Below are 13,455 nucleotides of genomic sequence, written 5' to 3'. Positions count from 1 at the left end.
TGCGCACAACTGGCAGGGCTTGAATCAAAGCGTTTTCTTCAGGCATGACTTCGTCCTTGGCCGCTATAGCGGCTGACTTTGAAGGGGGGTAGCAAGACATCGGTCTTTAGGTTCTAATTCAGTGTGATGCAGACGTATGTGACAACTTACTTAAGGATTGGCAAATGCTCGTAGATTGGAATTTGGTTGCTGCTGTTGCTGTTCCAGTGATTTGCTTATTTTTAGGTGGTTGGGTTAATAGGAAGTATGAAAAAAGGCCGGAGCTTATTTCTTATATTGGGCACATGGCAACTTTTGATATGTCTACCAGCGAAAATTCATTGGTTGTAAATACTCATACTGTAGTAATAAGGAATGCCGGCGGGAAAAGCGCTACAAACGTTAGGATGACCCATGGCACGCTCCCGAAAATCACCATATATCCACCGACGAAAGTAATATATGAGGAGCTTTCTGTTGGTGGCGTGGATTTGGTCTTTCCAGTAGTTGTCCCTAATGCAGTAATTACAATATCCTATCTGTATATAGCTCCTTTGCAGTTTGTAGAGATTAATAAGGGGATTAAACATGATGATGGCTTTGCAAAACAAATCCCGGTAATCCTTCAGCGGCAGTATCCTCGGTGGATGATAAGGATGAGTACTTCTGCAGCAGTTGTAGGCGTTATTGCCATTTTATATCTCTTAATTAAATTTTCTATTAGTGTCTCCCCTGGAGTTCTAGAGTCCCTTCAAGGCTTGGTGCGTTAAGGCTGGCTTGTCCCATTCAATAAGTTCGTGCGCGCTTACAACGGGCATCCCGAGGTGCTGAGCGATCAGCACTTCGAGCTGGGCGCCTTTCGAGTTATCCCAGCCGGGTAGGGTGGCCACGGTGTCGCATTCCATCAGCGCTGCGATGTCACGGCGCATGCATTCGTTCCAGGTGCCCCCGCCTGGGTTGATCTCGGCGGGATTGGTGACGGTGTGGCCGCCGGCGCGCAGGTTGGTGGTCATTGCGTGGAAGGCGGCGAAGTTGAGGCCGGGCAGGCCGGTCATGGGGCCGCTGAGGTAGATGCGCTTCATGCGACCTCCTTGTCATGCCCTGGGCAGCCGCCGCCAGCAAAGTCGAACCCCTCACATGGCCGCCCGAAAGGAAGTACCTCTTTGCCCTGGGCAAGCGCTTCGAGCAGATGATCCTTCGCCTCGTCGGCGGCGCACTCACGCCCATCCACGCGGAACATGCCTTTGAGCTGTCGCTTGCTGAAGTCGCGGATTGCGCCGCGCACGCTTAGGTGAATGTGAAAGGTGCGGCCGTGCGGCCCGAAAGGATCAGCCGGTTTGTTTTCTGTAGGCATGGGGAGTCCTCAATGCTTCACTGAGGTAAACTCAAAAGCATTATTTAGGGAGATGGGTTTATGGGTAAGGCGCTTGCTCTGATAGGGATTGTATTTACTCTGTTATACGGTGTTTTTAGTTGGTGGTTAATCGGAGATCGTGTTCAAACATTGCATTCGATGCCGCTTAATGAGGTCGGAGACTTTCTGGCGGGCGCTTTCGGACCTGTTGCTATTCTCTGGCTTGTCCTTGGGTTTTTTCAACAAGGGATAGAGTTGCGGCAAGGAACAGCCGCTCTAAATTTTCAGGGCGAAGAGTTAAAAAATGCTGTAGAGCAGCAGAGGCTCTTAGCTGACGCCTCATTGAAAACGCTGGAGCATGAACGTGAGGCAAGATTCGAAGATGCTATTCGATATCGTCAAAGCCTAAGCCCGATTCTTCATTTACAGGGTGTGAAAGTTGATTTTAAAGATGGCTGCTGGATTGCTACATGTAGGTTGTTTAATGACGGCGCCCAGATATTTAGTTTGACACTGGTTCTAAATAAAGGTGGAAATTCACATCATTTTGCGACTTTTAGGACTTTAGGCCGAGGCGAAAGCGTCGAGCTGAAGTGTACCTGGCATAAGGATTCTCCGGGAGAAGACATTGCAATTGATGTGCTTTATAAAGAGCGCGATTCAGTAGGAGGATTTTGTAGGTTTGTTCCTGATAGTGATGTTGACTTGGGCGGTATTGGCTTCGTGCGTGAAGACGAACCTCAGTAATAGGTCGACATTTCAGTCACCGCAGAAGCAGTCAATATCCTCTGCGAGATATTCGAAATCGAAGTCGGTCTGCCGGGATCTTTGCTCGGCGGACCAGCCCATCGTCTTGTAGTCGGATCGATCTTTTCGGAACACTTGGCCGAACCGTTCTTCGGTGGCTGACCACCAGATGACCCGGGACGGATCATCCATGATTGTCTTAATCAGCTTGCCTTCGTTCTTCTTCCAGCACATGTCGCAGTTTCCGAAGTCTGAATCCATGCCCAGATCGAATGGCTGGGCCTTCCAGAACTCTGCTACGTCTTCCTTCGTGATGCCGGCGGTGTAAGAGGGGCAAAGATTGTCCCAGCGAGTGCCGCCTCGGCCGTTGGCTGCCATCATGCGGTGGTAGCGCTTCGGCTCGTCATATCTGATCCCGACAACACAGTCCCATTCGATATAGCCGAGAGCGCGCATGTGTTTCTCGCCGATCTTCACCTTCAAATACGCCGTGCACATGTTGTTCGAGAAGTTTGGCAGCACCGGCGCCAGGTTCTTTTCTTCCTTCCGATACGCCGCGTAATACTCGAGCATCATGGTGAAGGGTTCGCCGTTGCGGCTTGCTGTTTCGAAGTCCACCAGCTTGTACCAGGGGGCCTCATCTGGTTGCCCGTATACCCGGCACCACTCCATCCAGACGATGTTCACGTTCCAGCGCTTGGCTATCTGATCGATGAAGACCAGCGTTTCCTCGCGTTCTTTGCCGGTGTTCTGGAAGAACAGGTGCACATCAGGCGGTAGGGTGCCCCCGTGGGCTTCAAGGATCTTGTTGACCATGTGCCCGCTGGTGCGACCACCGCTGATGCCGATCTGGGCCGGTCCGGTGATTAGGTAGGGATTCATAATTGCTCCAGATAGCCGATTGCCTCGCCGGCTGGCGTGATTCGTGAATTGGGTTGATGATCTGCACTCAGCAAAAACCTGACGGTGACTGCGATGAGCACGAAAACCGATGTGGAAGCGATACGCCTGATCGGCGAAGAGGTGGTGCGCCTGTTCAGCCTTTCGGATGAAAAGCTAGAGGAGCAGGCTTTTGATGGGCTTCGACTTATCGCCGATCTTGCGCAGTGGCGGGATATTGCTTATGGGCGGGATTCCGCCCTTCAACAAAATAGATGATGATTTGTCGGATAGTAATGTGCCGCCTTACATCGTTACGCAATTCGCCAAGTTGTTTCCATAGCTTATGTCTAGACGCCTAGGAGTGGTGTTCGTATAGCGCATTCCCAATACCCTAAAGCCGCCTGGGACAGGGAAAATCATCAACTCTCCTGTTTGCTTTCCCTCTGTGAAATATCTATCAGTGAATTCAATATTGGTGACGATGCCGTTCGATCGATTGCGCGTGAGCACGACCTTCCCTTCAAATTGTTCGTCGTTCATTGACACAACTTTTGCTTCTTTTGTTTCTGTATTCCAGCCAACGGATTTAAAAAAGAGTGCATCTTGAATGTTGCAAAGAGTCATGCTGGCCTGGCTGGCCGAGGTAAATCCTAGCAACAAGAAGCTGGCAAATACGGAGGTTTTCATATCCGGTGTCCCAATGAAAACACGGAGCTTATCGGTTTCAACGTGCCCGGGCCAGAAACGCAGAAGAATCAAACGCTGCATATCGTGCCACGCAGTGGAAATTTGGTTTGGGTTGGGGTATGACGGTCATCTGGCATGAGGCCGGATCAAGGAGAGAAAATGAGCCATAAGACGCGCGTGAAGTTCACAATCAAAGAGACCGGTGACGGAACCCCTTACCTCCACATGGAAGCTCTCGACAGTATTCCTAATTTTCCATCAGATCCTCCGGCATTCGATCTACCGCCTGGGACTGACATGAAGAAGGCAAAAGAGATCGCGAATTATTTGAACAGTAATTTGGCGACCTATCGTCCGGAACCGTCTAAGCCATCCGTTGGCTGGCAGCCGATGGGGTAATCGAGTCTTCCGGCGGCAAGATTTCGTCCCCCGGGTCTTTGCGAATTTCACTCAAACTTTGATTGTGAAATTCCCGCGCCACGTTTTCGCTAATTACGATTTCGTGGCGCGGATAATTCAAGAACTCGATCAGCTCGCCGTCGCCCATCAAGTCCATCTTCATGATGGCGATCTGTAGAACCTCGCTGATGATCGGCGTCTTTCCCCTAGCGCAGATCCGCTCCATGGCCTGCTCGATGCCCGGCCTGACCTTGTGCCGCAATTCCTTCTCGGCGACCGCCAGGCGCTTCTGGGCAGCCTTGGCCGATCGTTCCTGCACAGTCTTGGCCATGGCCTACCTCTTCTATTCCGCTGGCCGGCAGTGCGAGCCAGGTTTGACGTTTGCGTTGCTGGGTGCGGGCTATGCGGCGCATGAATCGGCTTTCACCTGGCACCAGGCGCCGACGGCTTCGAAGATGCGCGCGGCGTGTGCCTCGTCCAGCGACATCGCTTCGGGAATGGCGATCCAGCCTGACGCCACCATCTGGCTTTGATTCGCCTCGTCGCGCAGCTTCTTGTAGCAATGCTCGATCACGTCTTCCAAGTGGTCAGAGAGGTAGACCCCATCGGGCGCCACCTCAATCGACTTGCTGTAGCGGTCGCCGCGGGCGTCAATGCAGAGGGCGCTGAGGTAGATCGTCCAGCGGTGAGGAATGCCGCACACTGCTTGGCCAATCTTCCCGGGCGGGATGTTCTTCAGCGACTTGTAGTTGACCATCCCCTGGCGACCGCTTGGATCAATGTTCACTACCGCTACGTGGTTGGTGGACAGTAACGCGCGGCACGATCGGTCAATTCGAGCTTTGAGGTTGTGCGGTTTCCGCTTACTCATAGTGAGTCCGCCATTTTGCGCAGCGCCTGGCGCTCAGCCAGGTTCAGGCCTTTGGGTTTTCGCTTGAGGACCGTTTCAGGGTCTATTTTCTTCGAGCGGGGAGGCGGTAGCGGGTTGCGCGGCGGGCTCTTTAGCTGAGCGATCTTTCCGCCGGCCGCGAGAAACTTGGCCACTTGGGCCGATATCGCATCGGCGCTTTGCCGCTGCTGCTCGACCAGGTTGAGGTGGTTGCTGATCATGCTGCGATCCCCAGGACTTGGTTCATGCGATCGTCGAGGATTTCGTAGAACGTCTTCACTCGCTCTTTCAACTTGCGAATCATCGCTTCGTCCCGGTAGGCGCGCTTCACGAACATTGGCATACCCGGCCAGTAGCAGACGAAGTCGATCCACTCGCGCTCTGATACCCATAGGCCGCCCTGGCACTGGGCAACGTGCTCCTTCGGGATCTCGCCGCCTAGAATCACCTCGACCTGCAGCTTCGGCAGTTTGGTCTTGATCTCGATCAGGCCGTTGTCGCCGATCAGGGAGTCAGGCGAATAGCCGATGCCGTAGTTCAGGATGATCCCAACTTCCTTAACCCGGACATCCTCCCGCTCTTCGTACAGCCCGCGGGCGACCCCTTCGTATTCATGGCCGCGCTCGGTGTGGCGATTGCCTTGGAACGTGTCAGCCGCCTCGCCAGTGATTCGCTCGCCGATGAGAGTGTTCATGTACGTGAACGCGCCGGCGCCGAATCCTGCCTCGCCCTTGCCGTTCACTAGCAGGCTGTCCAGCTCGGAGCAGGTCACGATGCCCAGGCGCAGATCGAGCCAGGCCTGGGTGCCTTGTGCAACATCACTGATGATTTGCATGTTGAGCCTCCGCGTTTGCGGCTGATTTGGTGAGCTGACCCAAGACCCGGTCGAAGTCCGTCTTGGCCACGTCTGCTGTGGTGCCGTACATGCCAGCGAATGCGCCCTTGGCCTTTTCGCTGCACTTGTCGAGCAGCGCCTGTAGCTGGCGTGCCTGGTTTTCGGTGATGGTCGGCGGCACCTCGGCGGCCTGGCCATCGTCGTCCTGATCGCGCGGGTCGCCAGTTGTGATGTTGAGAAGGGCGCACATGACGTAACGCTTGCCGTAGGTAGTTGACGAGCCGACCGCCTGAACCGCGTTGCGGCCTTTGCCGATATCCAGCGGCAGCAGCATGGTGGTCTGTTCGCGATGGCCATCTCGGTGCATCAGGATGCCAGTCACGTTCACCCCGGCGGCGACGTGATCAACCTTGAAGCTGATCGCGAAGCCGTGGGCCTGCATGATCGGCTTGAGCCTCACGTTGATGTCGTCGAGGGTGGCGTAGGTTTTGTCGGTGTGTTCGTTGAGCGCGCCATGGGCGACCGTTGGGATTTCACACTGCATCTGCGCCATCGCTGCGTTGAAGGCAGCTTCTGCTGTCTTGGCTTGCATCCGCTCATGCATCGCCAAGAGCCGCTCCATTTTCTCGATATCGCAGGTTGGGTCGGCGGCGGCCCGGCTGATGACCGCCATGATGCTGTTGTCAGTAGAGATGGTCGCCACTGCCTGGCGGCGTTGCTCGGGCATGATGATCTCGGTGCTCATGACGACCTCAATATTCGATTTTGACGGCAGGGATGAAGTTGCTCGCGATCAGCTTCACAGCCAGGCGGGCACAGTCTTCGGTCATGCCGTGATGCATGAAGGCCTCTTTTGCGGCCTTGTAGATGGCCCCTTTGTGGGCCTTATCGGCTTCCCGCAGCTTCTCCTTTCGAAGGAGCTCGTCAGCGGCTGCTTTCTGGCGAGCCAGTTCATCGAGTCGTGCCTGCTCGACCGCTTTGGCCTGACGCGCCTCTGCATCGATCCGGTTCTGCTCGGCACGTTGCTCCGCAGCGACCTGGTCGGCCTTGGCCTGCGCTGCTTGACGCTCTGCCTGCTCAGCCTGGAGCTGCAGTTGCAGGCGCTGGCGCTCTGCTGCTGCCTCGGCGTCGCGCGCTGCCTGTTCAGTGGCGCGCTGTGCGGCTGCGGCCTGGTCCAGCAGTTCCTGTTCACGCCGTGCGGCAGCTTCGCGTTCTGCCTGGGCCAGCTGTTCGACTTGGAGTCGGGCTTGCTCGGCGGCGACCCGGGCAATTTCTGCATCTCGGTCGCGCTGGGCTTGTGCTTCTGCCTCGGCACGCAGGCGCACCAGCTCGGCCTGTTCGGCTTCGTAGGTGGTTCGCTCGGCAAGCAGGGCGCGCAGCTTTGCAAGAGTCTGATCTTTCACCTGGGCAGCTTCGGCGAGGAACTCTTCCCAGGAATCGTTGATTTCGACCGACTCAAGGTCGGCGATGATTTTGGCCACGTGGTCAGCGGCCGGGGTCGCTTCGAAAACGGCCAGGTCCTTGATGGCCTGAATGCCGTCAACGTGCTTGTCCTTGCGGGCCTGCTCGGCCTCTTCCCACTCCGTCAGAGGCTGGCGGGTGGCATCGCGCAAGCTGTCCATCTTGGTCACGAACTCGCGTAGCTCAGCTTCGACCACCTTTGGCATTTCCTTGAGGCGCTTCAGGTAGTCGCGACCGGGTGTTTCGACTGCCTTTTTTGATTTGCTAACCGTCGCAGCCAGAGAAGCAATGCGCTCGCGGCCCTTGCGGGTGGTCAGATCGGGTACCTCGCCGGTGACTTCGGCCTTCACCGCGTCGAAGAACTGGCTGAGGCCGCCGGCGACGTAGATGGCCGGTGCGTTTTCAGCGCTGATGTCGTCGATCGTGATGACTTGCTGTTGTGCGGACATGGGGAATCCTTGCCGCGATGCTCGCAGCGATTGAAGGTGTTGGTTAAGAGGTGATCTGGCCAGCGAGAGCGCTGATCAGCATCCAGACTGTGAAGATGGAGAGGGCGATTGCAGATCCGCGCCAGTAGGCAGCGCGGCGTAGTTGCTGGCGGCTCATGGCGAGCATATCGACAAGGCGCTGTAGCAGTAGTAGCGGCGCTCCGTGCCGTCGTCGTAGTTCACCTCGCCCTGGGCGTCGCAACCACAGGTTGCCGTCTCATGCTCTTCCGGATCTGTCCGCTCGGCCAACTGGCAGTTGGTGCCGCCGCAGTGCGGGCATTCGGTATGGGTCAAATTACTGAACGGCCCGACCCAGCGAATACCTGTTTGGTTGCAGCTTCCGCAAATCATGCTCATACGCTCACCTTGCACGTCCAGCGACCCGCACACTTGCAGGGCTGCTCGATCCATTTCACGTCTACCAGAAACAAGAAGCCCTGATTCCTCAGGGCCTCGGTGATTCCTTTAAATGAGCCAGCTACGATTGTCATGCCGCCTCCTTGCACTGCCGGCACTGCCTTAGAAGGCGCCGGCAGTAGTGGTTGAACTCCTCAATGGTGATGAGCTCGTCAGTCATCATCCTGGTGATGAGTCGCTGAACCAGAATGCTGTTTCCTGACGGGCTGTCTGGATGCTCAAGGCTGTAGAGGGCCTCATCGATCAGGATGTGCGGGCTCACAGTTCGTTGTCCTCGGCGTCGGCTTCAAGACCGGCCTGGGCGTACTGCCCAAGCATCGTCTCGGCGATCTCGTAGAGCTTCCCGCGAGGGTGATCGCTTGGGCCGACTACATCGTCGATCATGCTCTTCACTGATGCGCCAGAGCTGGCCTGGAGCAGAAGCCTGGCCTGGGCCAGAAGGTCGTCCTTCTCAGCCTCTTGTAGCGACCAAAGGTGTTCGGCGACCTTGGCCTCAAACTGGTTTTGACGAACGCCAACCGGTGCCCCGAAGCGCGGCCTGATCAGCACATCCACGCCGGCGACCAACTGCTCGGCCTTGTCTTCAATCCAGGCTTGAGCCGCCTCATCAGCGGTAGAGGTATCTTCCGGTTCGGCGTTGTCATAACGCCATTGGGCTCTTTGTAGTGCTGACATGGGCGCCTCCAGGGTGGCGGGTTGTTCACCTTTATTCGTCAACACTCATGCCTCCCGCTGGTTGCCGATGGGCGCAGGGTGAGTGCTGACGTAATAGAGGTGGAATAGAGAAAGGCCCGTTGGACGTTCGGGCCTTTCGGATGCAGTGGTTTGAGTTTTTTGGCGGGACCGTCAGCGCCAGAACGCCGCGACCCCGCTGGTACAACGCCAGCGCTCACGATGGCAGCGCAAGGGATCGGTTGGCAGTCCGCTTTCAGATTGCGGTTCTGGCCGCATGTGGCTGAGCGCTGCGCCGATCAGGAATATCTGAAGCATGCGGACTCCAATTGCTTAAGCAGGCGGCTGGCACTACCCAGCGTGTATCAGGACTGGCTGCTCGTACTGTGAGCAGCCCCGCGATTCGCCTGCAAAGCAAAAGCAATTAATGAATTAGCGAATAGGCAATCTGCGGACGGGGCGGACGAAACACTCGTAGAGCTTGCCGTAGTAGCCCTGACCGCCACCTTCGAAGTACATGTAGAATGCGTTGTCGGCAGAGCGCTGCGAGCTGCTGGCATGCCAGGCTTTCTCGAACAGCTCGGGTACGGTCGCCATGCACAGAGCCAGCTCGTCAATGGCCGGCAGGTACAGGTCGTTGTGGCCTTCAATGGTCAGCTCGTTGCACCACTTCGCGGCTGGGTGGTCCTGGCTGGAGCCTTCAACCAAGTGCAGAGTGTTGGCCAGGCCATCACGGCGACTTGCGGCCTCTGGCTCGTCGACTTCGCGGCCGCCGTAGGCCAGCTTCTTACCCTTGACCGACTCATGGATAGGAACGATCAGGCGGTAGTCAGGGCTGCCGTTCTCGCCGCGCATCACGCCGGCATAAACGCCGCCTTCACCGGGCCAGTACTCGCCGATGGATGGAATATCGTTTGCAGCTGGAGCAGGCTTAACGCCAATCGCCAGGGTTGCCAGCTTCAGCACAACAGCTTCGTCAGGGCTGCTGATCATCAGATCGCCGCGGGTATAGGTGGTCAGTTGGATTGGTTGCATGGGGCTTTTCCTTGTCGGGGGAGGGTTGCTGCATTGGGGTGTGATCTGGCTGGTAGCGACTTCCAGCATCAGCGACTCACCCGAGGTCGCCTCGGGCCTTTCAGGTGCGGGTCACCCGTCCAGCCGTGTAGCCCTCGCCACGGGGCATTCAGATCACATCCCGATGCAGCCTGCGCTTCGGCACGCAGGTGCTCGGGCAGTTATCGACAGGCTGTCGTGGCGCTGGTTGATCAGCAGTCGTATGGAGGTTTTTCACCAATGCGCTTTTTGCGCTCAGCCACTAGCGCCTCTGCATAGTCAAATGCGTTCACAGCGACCTCATCAGGGGAAAGAGGTGTCTGATTGGCAAGCAGGCCGAGCATTGCCGCGATGGCGATGCCTTCTGTGTCTTCAAATTCAGCGCGAGTCATAGTGTTGCTCCGTTCGGTGATTTTCCCGCTGCCCACCGCTCTGGATGGGCATCAGTGAAAAGGCCCGTCATGCTGCGAACAAGTCTTGCTGGTGTGGCTGAGGCCGGCAGCGCTGAATTCCGGCCCGTATGGCCGGCTCCAGCAGTTCGGCGTCCTGCTCAACCTCAGGGAAGACCCCGGCGAACTCGCTCACGGCGCGGCGAAGCGCTGTTGCTTCACGCTGCAGAGCTGGAATCACGATGCTGATCATGTTGCCGATCGTGCGCAGATCCAGGCTGCACTCTTGGCAAAGCCGGATGTAGTCGAGCATGTACTTAGGCATTTCACTTCCTCCGGTAATCATCCCAAGCAGCCCTCGCGAGAAGGCTGCTCAGTGATGCTGTCCAATTGAACCCGTGCAAAATTTGCCTTAGTTCGTTTCTCCACCACGCGCATCGCCCGATTCATATCTCTGGCCGGCGTCACACATTTCGTGGACGGTGTTCTTCGCCGACCGGCTTGCGTGGTTTCGCGTACTCACATCTGGTGAGCACGGCCAGTTCCAGAGCTGGCGTGGAGATCGAATTTATTGCTCGCGCTGTGCCCATTACTGGGGATCGATCTGCGAGGTTCCCGTGCTGTTAAAGAGCGGCGGGCTGTGAGGCCCTGGCGAGTCCCTGTTGGGTGACTCGATGGAGTGAACAATACCGTCGGTATTGTTAGCGGTCAATACCGGCGGTCATGTATTTTTCATCAAGCACAAAAAAACCCGCTCAGTGGCGGGCTACGGATTCAGATCGGGGAGGGCAGAAACAATAAGCCCGGCGCTAGGCCGGGCTTATTGGGTTATGAGCATTCGTCGCTAGGCTTCTGAGGTGTCCCAGTCGAACCACTGCGCAGTGGTGCGCTTGAACCAACCTAGCTGGCTGACATTCTTATCTGCTTCTTCTTTTGGATACAAGGCCCGGATTACATCGTTCCTAGCCAATATCTCAAGAGCTGGAAGCGTAGGGGGTTCATCAGCCTCGATTCTTCGAATGCGGCTTTTGTACTCTCGTAGCTTGGTGGCCTGGGAGGCTGGCTCATCTAAAAACATCTCAGCTTCAATATCCAGGTACCGTTTGCGCAAATCGTTATGCAGCCAAGCTCGCTGACCTGTACCAACAACGAGATCAACGGCCGAAGCGACTGTAACCAGAAGCGCTGCAGCACCAGTCACGTATGAGCTAGCCCCGGCGAGTAAAGACGTTATGGCTGCAGAGCCAAAGATGATGCCGATAAAAGCGGTGAACCGACCCCACCGGAGAAAAAATGCCCCTCTTCGCATGTGGTATCGAATATTGCGCTGTACATAAAAACTGAGTTCGTGGAGCTCAATCTTAAGATTATCGGCATCGACCATCATCAGTCCCCTCGGGGTGGGCGTGGAACGGGGCGGCTCTCCGATATGGTATTCGGGCCGCGGCCACTTTCACTTTTCCCCCAGCCATCATTGGTTTTGACTGGCCTGCTTGGCTGCTGGGCGGGTTTTGGCACGGGTGTGTTTTTTGGCTTGTCGCTCATACCAGTATAGCTCCTTTTTATGTTGTTTTTTGCCATGCTGCAGACCTTAGAACAGTGGCCGCTATTACAGCATCCCGCCGCGCCATACCACGCGCCCGATAATGCGAACCTCGTTGATCTCCCCATCACGCAGCGTCTCATCGCCATAGCGCGCCTTGTCCGGGTTATCGCTACGGATGATCCAGCCGTCGAAGTCGGACTTCACTAGCCGTTTCACGATCGTGCCCTTGGACTCGCTCTGCATCGCGAAGATGTGTCCGTCTTTCGGCTCGATCTTCGATTCATCAATCAGCAGGACATCCCTGCTATAGATAGTGGGCTCCATGCTGTGCCCCTCGGCATAGATCACATCCAGATGCTTGGGGTTGAGCCGGTTCGCCCGCAGCCAGTCAGACTTGAATGCCAGGATGCCCCGAATCTCGATGTGGGGATTGTCCTCGCCATCTCCAGTTGATCCGCGCGCGGTCAGTTGCAAGACGCCGGTGTAGCCCGGCTCATTCTTCAGGTCAAAGCTGCGCGGGGGAGCACGGTTATCGGGAGGGTCGGCAGAAATTTTCCCAGGAAGAGCCAGAGTCATTTTTTCTATCTGGGCTGCTAGCGTGGGGCTGATGTCAGAAACCGGGACCCCAAGAGCTCTCGCAAACACGACGACTGCGTTGACACTTAGCGCTGTGCGTCCATTCATGAAATGACTTACGGCACCCTGAGTAACTCCATCTCCCAATTCAGCGGCGAGTTTTTCCTGGGTGAGTTTCAGCTCTCCACGCTTTTCCTGGAACAAGGATTTCAGCCTGGCGCTGTCTTCCAGCTGCCAATCGGATAGCGGAAGTCGTCGGGAGTCTTTTTTCATTCAGCGATGTTATTACCCACGGTATTTACTTAACCAATATCGCCGGTATTGACTACCAACAATACCGGCGGTCATACTTGTAATGAAGACTTTGTAGAGGACGCCGTGATGCGCCGAATCACACTCACCGAATTTGCCAAAGAGCACGGCCACACCAAGGCCGCCCAAATGCTTGGCTGCACGCAGGGCGCCTTGAGTAAGGCGATCCGTGTAGGTCGCGATGTTTTCGTGACCCTTGAAGATGACGGCAGCTTGTCGGCTCAAGAGCAGCGTCCGTTTCCATCCCAAAAAACCGCCGCCTAACAAATTCCAACCACACAAGGAAACACAGATGTCGTATTTCGAGCCTGACCACCTTCACGACAAGCCCACCAAGGTTCGCTTGGACGAGGTGGCCGACGACCTGCTGACAGCGATGGCGCGGTACCAGCGCACTCAGAAAGCAGTACTTGCGCGCGAGATCCTTGAGCGCGGCCTGAACCAGATGATGGAAGAGCTTACCGCGAAGACTGACGTGGCCTGAAGTGGCCGAGGAGGGCCTGTGCCCGAAACAAAAGAGCTGGATGTCCAGCTTGACGGGAGAGGTGCCCGAGAGCTGGAGCTACTGGCCAGAGCAGAAGGTATTTCACCCGAAAAGCTGGCAGCAAGAATCATCCAAGAAGCTCTCACGCGAATGACGAGACCGCCTAAAAGTCGGAGCAACGTTACATCGCTGGGACGTAAGGACTAATAAGCCCCTAAGGGACTCTTGAGGATCTGATGAAAATGAACACCACAAACAGCAGGCGAAAAAAAACCACCTGGCCGG

General features: G+C 56.2%; 24 protein-coding genes. 6 read left to right on the top strand and 18 right to left on the bottom strand.

The genetic code is table 11. The annotated features are described in order from the left end of the window. Nucleotides 1-164: 164 nt before the first annotated feature. On the top strand, nt 165-749 hold the full coding sequence (locus tag NPS46_RS20670) for a hypothetical protein (RefSeq protein ID WP_274110435.1): 585 nt from the start codon (nt 165-167) through the stop codon (nt 747-749). On the opposite strand, the gene NPS46_RS20665 is transcribed toward NPS46_RS20670, so the two are convergent. Both NPS46_RS20665 and NPS46_RS20660 read right to left on the bottom strand, forming a co-directional pair. Beyond that, nucleotides 720-1,061, bottom strand: a complete 342-nt coding sequence (locus tag NPS46_RS20665) for a DUF4406 domain-containing protein (protein WP_274110433.1) — start codon at nt 1,059-1,061, stop codon at nt 720-722. The genes NPS46_RS20670 and NPS46_RS20665 overlap by 30 nt on opposite strands. After that, the gene (locus tag NPS46_RS20660) at nt 1,058-1,333 is read right to left on the bottom strand and encodes a hypothetical protein (RefSeq protein WP_274110431.1); all 276 of its coding nucleotides are present in this window, start codon (nt 1,331-1,333) and stop codon (nt 1,058-1,060) included. Before NPS46_RS20660 ends, NPS46_RS20665 begins: the two co-directional genes overlap by 4 nt. Before the next feature lie 60 nt (nt 1,334-1,393). Here NPS46_RS20660 and NPS46_RS20655 point away from each other — a divergent pair, with 60 nt between their 5' ends. After that, a complete protein-coding gene (locus NPS46_RS20655; RefSeq protein WP_274110429.1) occupies nt 1,394-2,080 on the top strand; it encodes a hypothetical protein in 687 nt (228 codons plus the stop codon). Nucleotides 2,081-2,092: 12 nt separating this feature from the next. Here the strand turns inward: NPS46_RS20655 and NPS46_RS20650 are convergent, their stop codons facing one another. After that, entirely contained in the window at nt 2,093-2,962 is an 870-nt protein-coding gene (locus tag NPS46_RS20650) for a hypothetical protein (RefSeq protein WP_274110427.1), read from the bottom strand. Between the two features lie 93 nt (nt 2,963-3,055). On the opposite strand from NPS46_RS20650, the gene NPS46_RS20645 reads away from it, so the two are divergent. Beyond that, nucleotides 3,056-3,238 carry a hypothetical protein gene (locus NPS46_RS20645; RefSeq protein WP_274110425.1) on the top strand — a complete coding sequence of 61 codons (183 nt, stop codon included), beginning with the start codon at nt 3,056-3,058 and terminating at the stop codon, nt 3,236-3,238. A 27-nt stretch (nt 3,239-3,265) separates the two neighbouring features. Here the strand turns inward: NPS46_RS20645 and NPS46_RS20640 are convergent, their stop codons facing one another. Further along, complete coding sequence (locus tag NPS46_RS20640; RefSeq protein ID WP_274110423.1) at nt 3,266-3,730, bottom strand: hypothetical protein; 465 nt, start codon at nt 3,728-3,730, stop codon at nt 3,266-3,268. Nucleotides 3,731-3,808: 78 nt separating this feature from the next. Between NPS46_RS20640 and NPS46_RS20635 the strand changes: the two genes are divergently transcribed. Beyond that, nucleotides 3,809-4,048 (top strand): hypothetical protein, encoded by a 240-nt coding sequence (locus tag NPS46_RS20635; protein WP_274110422.1) that lies wholly within the window; start codon nt 3,809-3,811, stop codon nt 4,046-4,048. On the opposite strand, the gene NPS46_RS20630 is transcribed toward NPS46_RS20635, so the two are convergent. From NPS46_RS20630 to NPS46_RS20565, 14 genes are all read right to left on the bottom strand, one after another. Next, entirely contained in the window at nt 4,014-4,379 is a 366-nt protein-coding gene (locus NPS46_RS20630) for a hypothetical protein (protein WP_274110420.1), read from the bottom strand. The two genes, NPS46_RS20635 and NPS46_RS20630, sit on opposite strands and share 35 nt — an antisense overlap. A gap of 69 nt (nt 4,380-4,448) precedes the next feature. Then, complete coding sequence (locus tag NPS46_RS20625) at nt 4,449-4,919, bottom strand: hypothetical protein (RefSeq protein WP_274110419.1); 471 nt, start codon at nt 4,917-4,919, stop codon at nt 4,449-4,451. Continuing rightward, a complete protein-coding gene (locus NPS46_RS20620; protein WP_274110418.1) occupies nt 4,916-5,158 on the bottom strand; it encodes a hypothetical protein in 243 nt (80 codons plus the stop codon). The genes NPS46_RS20625 and NPS46_RS20620 overlap by 4 nt, the downstream gene beginning before the upstream one ends. Continuing rightward, nucleotides 5,155-5,772, bottom strand: a complete 618-nt coding sequence (locus NPS46_RS20615; RefSeq protein WP_274110417.1) for a lambda exonuclease family protein — start codon at nt 5,770-5,772, stop codon at nt 5,155-5,157. Before NPS46_RS20615 ends, NPS46_RS20620 begins: the two co-directional genes overlap by 4 nt. After that, nucleotides 5,756-6,517, bottom strand: coding sequence for an ERF family protein (locus NPS46_RS20610; RefSeq protein WP_274110416.1), 762 nt, complete (start codon nt 6,515-6,517; stop codon nt 5,756-5,758). The genes NPS46_RS20615 and NPS46_RS20610 overlap by 17 nt, the downstream gene beginning before the upstream one ends. Before the next feature lie 7 nt (nt 6,518-6,524). Then, nucleotides 6,525-7,682: a hypothetical protein gene (locus NPS46_RS20605; protein ID WP_274110415.1), complete on the bottom strand. Its 1,158-nt coding sequence runs from the start codon at nt 7,680-7,682 to the stop codon at nt 6,525-6,527. A gap of 153 nt (nt 7,683-7,835) precedes the next feature. Continuing rightward, nucleotides 7,836-8,078, bottom strand: coding sequence for a hypothetical protein (locus NPS46_RS20600; protein WP_274110414.1), 243 nt, complete (start codon nt 8,076-8,078; stop codon nt 7,836-7,838). Nucleotides 8,079-8,208: 130 nt separating this feature from the next. Then, entirely contained in the window at nt 8,209-8,400 is a 192-nt protein-coding gene (locus NPS46_RS20595; RefSeq protein ID WP_274110413.1) for a hypothetical protein, read from the bottom strand. Continuing rightward, a complete protein-coding gene (locus NPS46_RS20590) occupies nt 8,397-8,858 on the bottom strand; it encodes a hypothetical protein (protein WP_274110412.1) in 462 nt (153 codons plus the stop codon). Before NPS46_RS20590 ends, NPS46_RS20595 begins: the two co-directional genes overlap by 4 nt. A 384-nt stretch (nt 8,859-9,242) precedes the next feature. Further along, nucleotides 9,243-9,845 (bottom strand): DUF1566 domain-containing protein, encoded by a 603-nt coding sequence (locus NPS46_RS20585; RefSeq protein ID WP_274110411.1) that lies wholly within the window; start codon nt 9,843-9,845, stop codon nt 9,243-9,245. Nucleotides 9,846-10,075: 230 nt separating this feature from the next. Then, nucleotides 10,076-10,255, bottom strand: a complete 180-nt coding sequence (locus NPS46_RS20580) for a hypothetical protein (RefSeq protein ID WP_274110410.1) — start codon at nt 10,253-10,255, stop codon at nt 10,076-10,078. A 67-nt stretch (nt 10,256-10,322) separates the two neighbouring features. Further along, a complete protein-coding gene (locus tag NPS46_RS20575) occupies nt 10,323-10,577 on the bottom strand; it encodes a hypothetical protein (protein ID WP_274110409.1) in 255 nt (84 codons plus the stop codon). Nucleotides 10,578-11,096: 519 nt separating this feature from the next. Continuing rightward, the gene (locus NPS46_RS20570; RefSeq protein ID WP_274110408.1) at nt 11,097-11,639 is read right to left on the bottom strand and encodes a hypothetical protein; all 543 of its coding nucleotides are present in this window, start codon (nt 11,637-11,639) and stop codon (nt 11,097-11,099) included. A 222-nt stretch (nt 11,640-11,861) separates the two neighbouring features. Continuing rightward, complete coding sequence (locus NPS46_RS20565) at nt 11,862-12,647, bottom strand: LexA family transcriptional regulator (protein WP_274110407.1); 786 nt, start codon at nt 12,645-12,647, stop codon at nt 11,862-11,864. Between the two features lie 108 nt (nt 12,648-12,755). Here NPS46_RS20565 and NPS46_RS20560 point away from each other — a divergent pair, with 108 nt between their 5' ends. Together NPS46_RS20560 and NPS46_RS20555 are read left to right on the top strand one after the other, a co-directional pair. Next, nucleotides 12,756-12,950, top strand: coding sequence for a Cro/CI family transcriptional regulator (locus NPS46_RS20560; RefSeq protein ID WP_108574088.1), 195 nt, complete (start codon nt 12,756-12,758; stop codon nt 12,948-12,950). 28 nt (nt 12,951-12,978) lie between these two features. Next, nucleotides 12,979-13,170, top strand: a complete 192-nt coding sequence (locus NPS46_RS20555; protein ID WP_274110405.1) for a hypothetical protein — start codon at nt 12,979-12,981, stop codon at nt 13,168-13,170. Nucleotides 13,171-13,455 lie beyond the last annotated feature (285 nt).

It is taken from the genome of Pseudomonas putida, assembly GCF_028682395.1.
Taxonomy (GTDB): Bacteria; Pseudomonadota; Gammaproteobacteria; order Pseudomonadales; family Pseudomonadaceae; genus Aquipseudomonas; species Aquipseudomonas putida_AB.
Note: the sequence above shows the minus strand (reverse complement) of the source record. Positions and strands in the feature narration are given on the sequence as shown.

What these genes read in the sequence shown, in the direction of transcription:
- NPS46_RS20670 (WP_274110435.1), top strand. Translation starts at nt 165, where the DNA reads ATGCTCGTAGATTGGAATTTGGTTGCTGCTGTTGCTGTTCCAGTGATT.
- NPS46_RS20665 (WP_274110433.1), bottom strand. Translation starts at nt 1,061, where the DNA reads ATGAAGCGCATCTACCTCAGCGGCCCCATGACCGGCCTGCCCGGCCTC.
- NPS46_RS20660 (WP_274110431.1), bottom strand. Translation starts at nt 1,333, where the DNA reads ATGCCTACAGAAAACAAACCGGCTGATCCTTTCGGGCCGCACGGCCGC.
- NPS46_RS20655 (WP_274110429.1), top strand. Translation starts at nt 1,394, where the DNA reads ATGGGTAAGGCGCTTGCTCTGATAGGGATTGTATTTACTCTGTTATAC.
- NPS46_RS20650 (WP_274110427.1), bottom strand. Translation starts at nt 2,962, where the DNA reads ATGAATCCCTACCTAATCACCGGACCGGCCCAGATCGGCATCAGCGGT.
- NPS46_RS20645 (WP_274110425.1), top strand. Translation starts at nt 3,056, where the DNA reads ATGAGCACGAAAACCGATGTGGAAGCGATACGCCTGATCGGCGAAGAG.
- NPS46_RS20640 (WP_274110423.1), bottom strand. Translation starts at nt 3,730, where the DNA reads ATGCAGCGTTTGATTCTTCTGCGTTTCTGGCCCGGGCACGTTGAAACC.
- NPS46_RS20635 (WP_274110422.1), top strand. Translation starts at nt 3,809, where the DNA reads ATGAGCCATAAGACGCGCGTGAAGTTCACAATCAAAGAGACCGGTGAC.
- NPS46_RS20630 (WP_274110420.1), bottom strand. Translation starts at nt 4,379, where the DNA reads ATGGCCAAGACTGTGCAGGAACGATCGGCCAAGGCTGCCCAGAAGCGC.
- NPS46_RS20625 (WP_274110419.1), bottom strand. Translation starts at nt 4,919, where the DNA reads ATGAGTAAGCGGAAACCGCACAACCTCAAAGCTCGAATTGACCGATCG.
- NPS46_RS20620 (WP_274110418.1), bottom strand. Translation starts at nt 5,158, where the DNA reads ATGATCAGCAACCACCTCAACCTGGTCGAGCAGCAGCGGCAAAGCGCC.
- NPS46_RS20615 (WP_274110417.1), bottom strand. Translation starts at nt 5,772, where the DNA reads ATGCAAATCATCAGTGATGTTGCACAAGGCACCCAGGCCTGGCTCGAT.
- NPS46_RS20610 (WP_274110416.1), bottom strand. Translation starts at nt 6,517, where the DNA reads ATGAGCACCGAGATCATCATGCCCGAGCAACGCCGCCAGGCAGTGGCG.
- NPS46_RS20605 (WP_274110415.1), bottom strand. Translation starts at nt 7,682, where the DNA reads ATGTCCGCACAACAGCAAGTCATCACGATCGACGACATCAGCGCTGAA.
- NPS46_RS20600 (WP_274110414.1), bottom strand. Translation starts at nt 8,078, where the DNA reads ATGAGCATGATTTGCGGAAGCTGCAACCAAACAGGTATTCGCTGGGTC.
- NPS46_RS20585 (WP_274110411.1), bottom strand. Translation starts at nt 9,845, where the DNA reads ATGCAACCAATCCAACTGACCACCTATACCCGCGGCGATCTGATGATC.
- NPS46_RS20580 (WP_274110410.1), bottom strand. Translation starts at nt 10,255, where the DNA reads ATGACTCGCGCTGAATTTGAAGACACAGAAGGCATCGCCATCGCGGCA.
- NPS46_RS20575 (WP_274110409.1), bottom strand. Translation starts at nt 10,577, where the DNA reads ATGCCTAAGTACATGCTCGACTACATCCGGCTTTGCCAAGAGTGCAGC.
- NPS46_RS20570 (WP_274110408.1), bottom strand. Translation starts at nt 11,639, where the DNA reads ATGATGGTCGATGCCGATAATCTTAAGATTGAGCTCCACGAACTCAGT.
- NPS46_RS20565 (WP_274110407.1), bottom strand. Translation starts at nt 12,647, where the DNA reads ATGAAAAAAGACTCCCGACGACTTCCGCTATCCGATTGGCAGCTGGAA.
- NPS46_RS20560 (WP_108574088.1), top strand. Translation starts at nt 12,756, where the DNA reads ATGCGCCGAATCACACTCACCGAATTTGCCAAAGAGCACGGCCACACC.
- NPS46_RS20555 (WP_274110405.1), top strand. Translation starts at nt 12,979, where the DNA reads ATGTCGTATTTCGAGCCTGACCACCTTCACGACAAGCCCACCAAGGTT.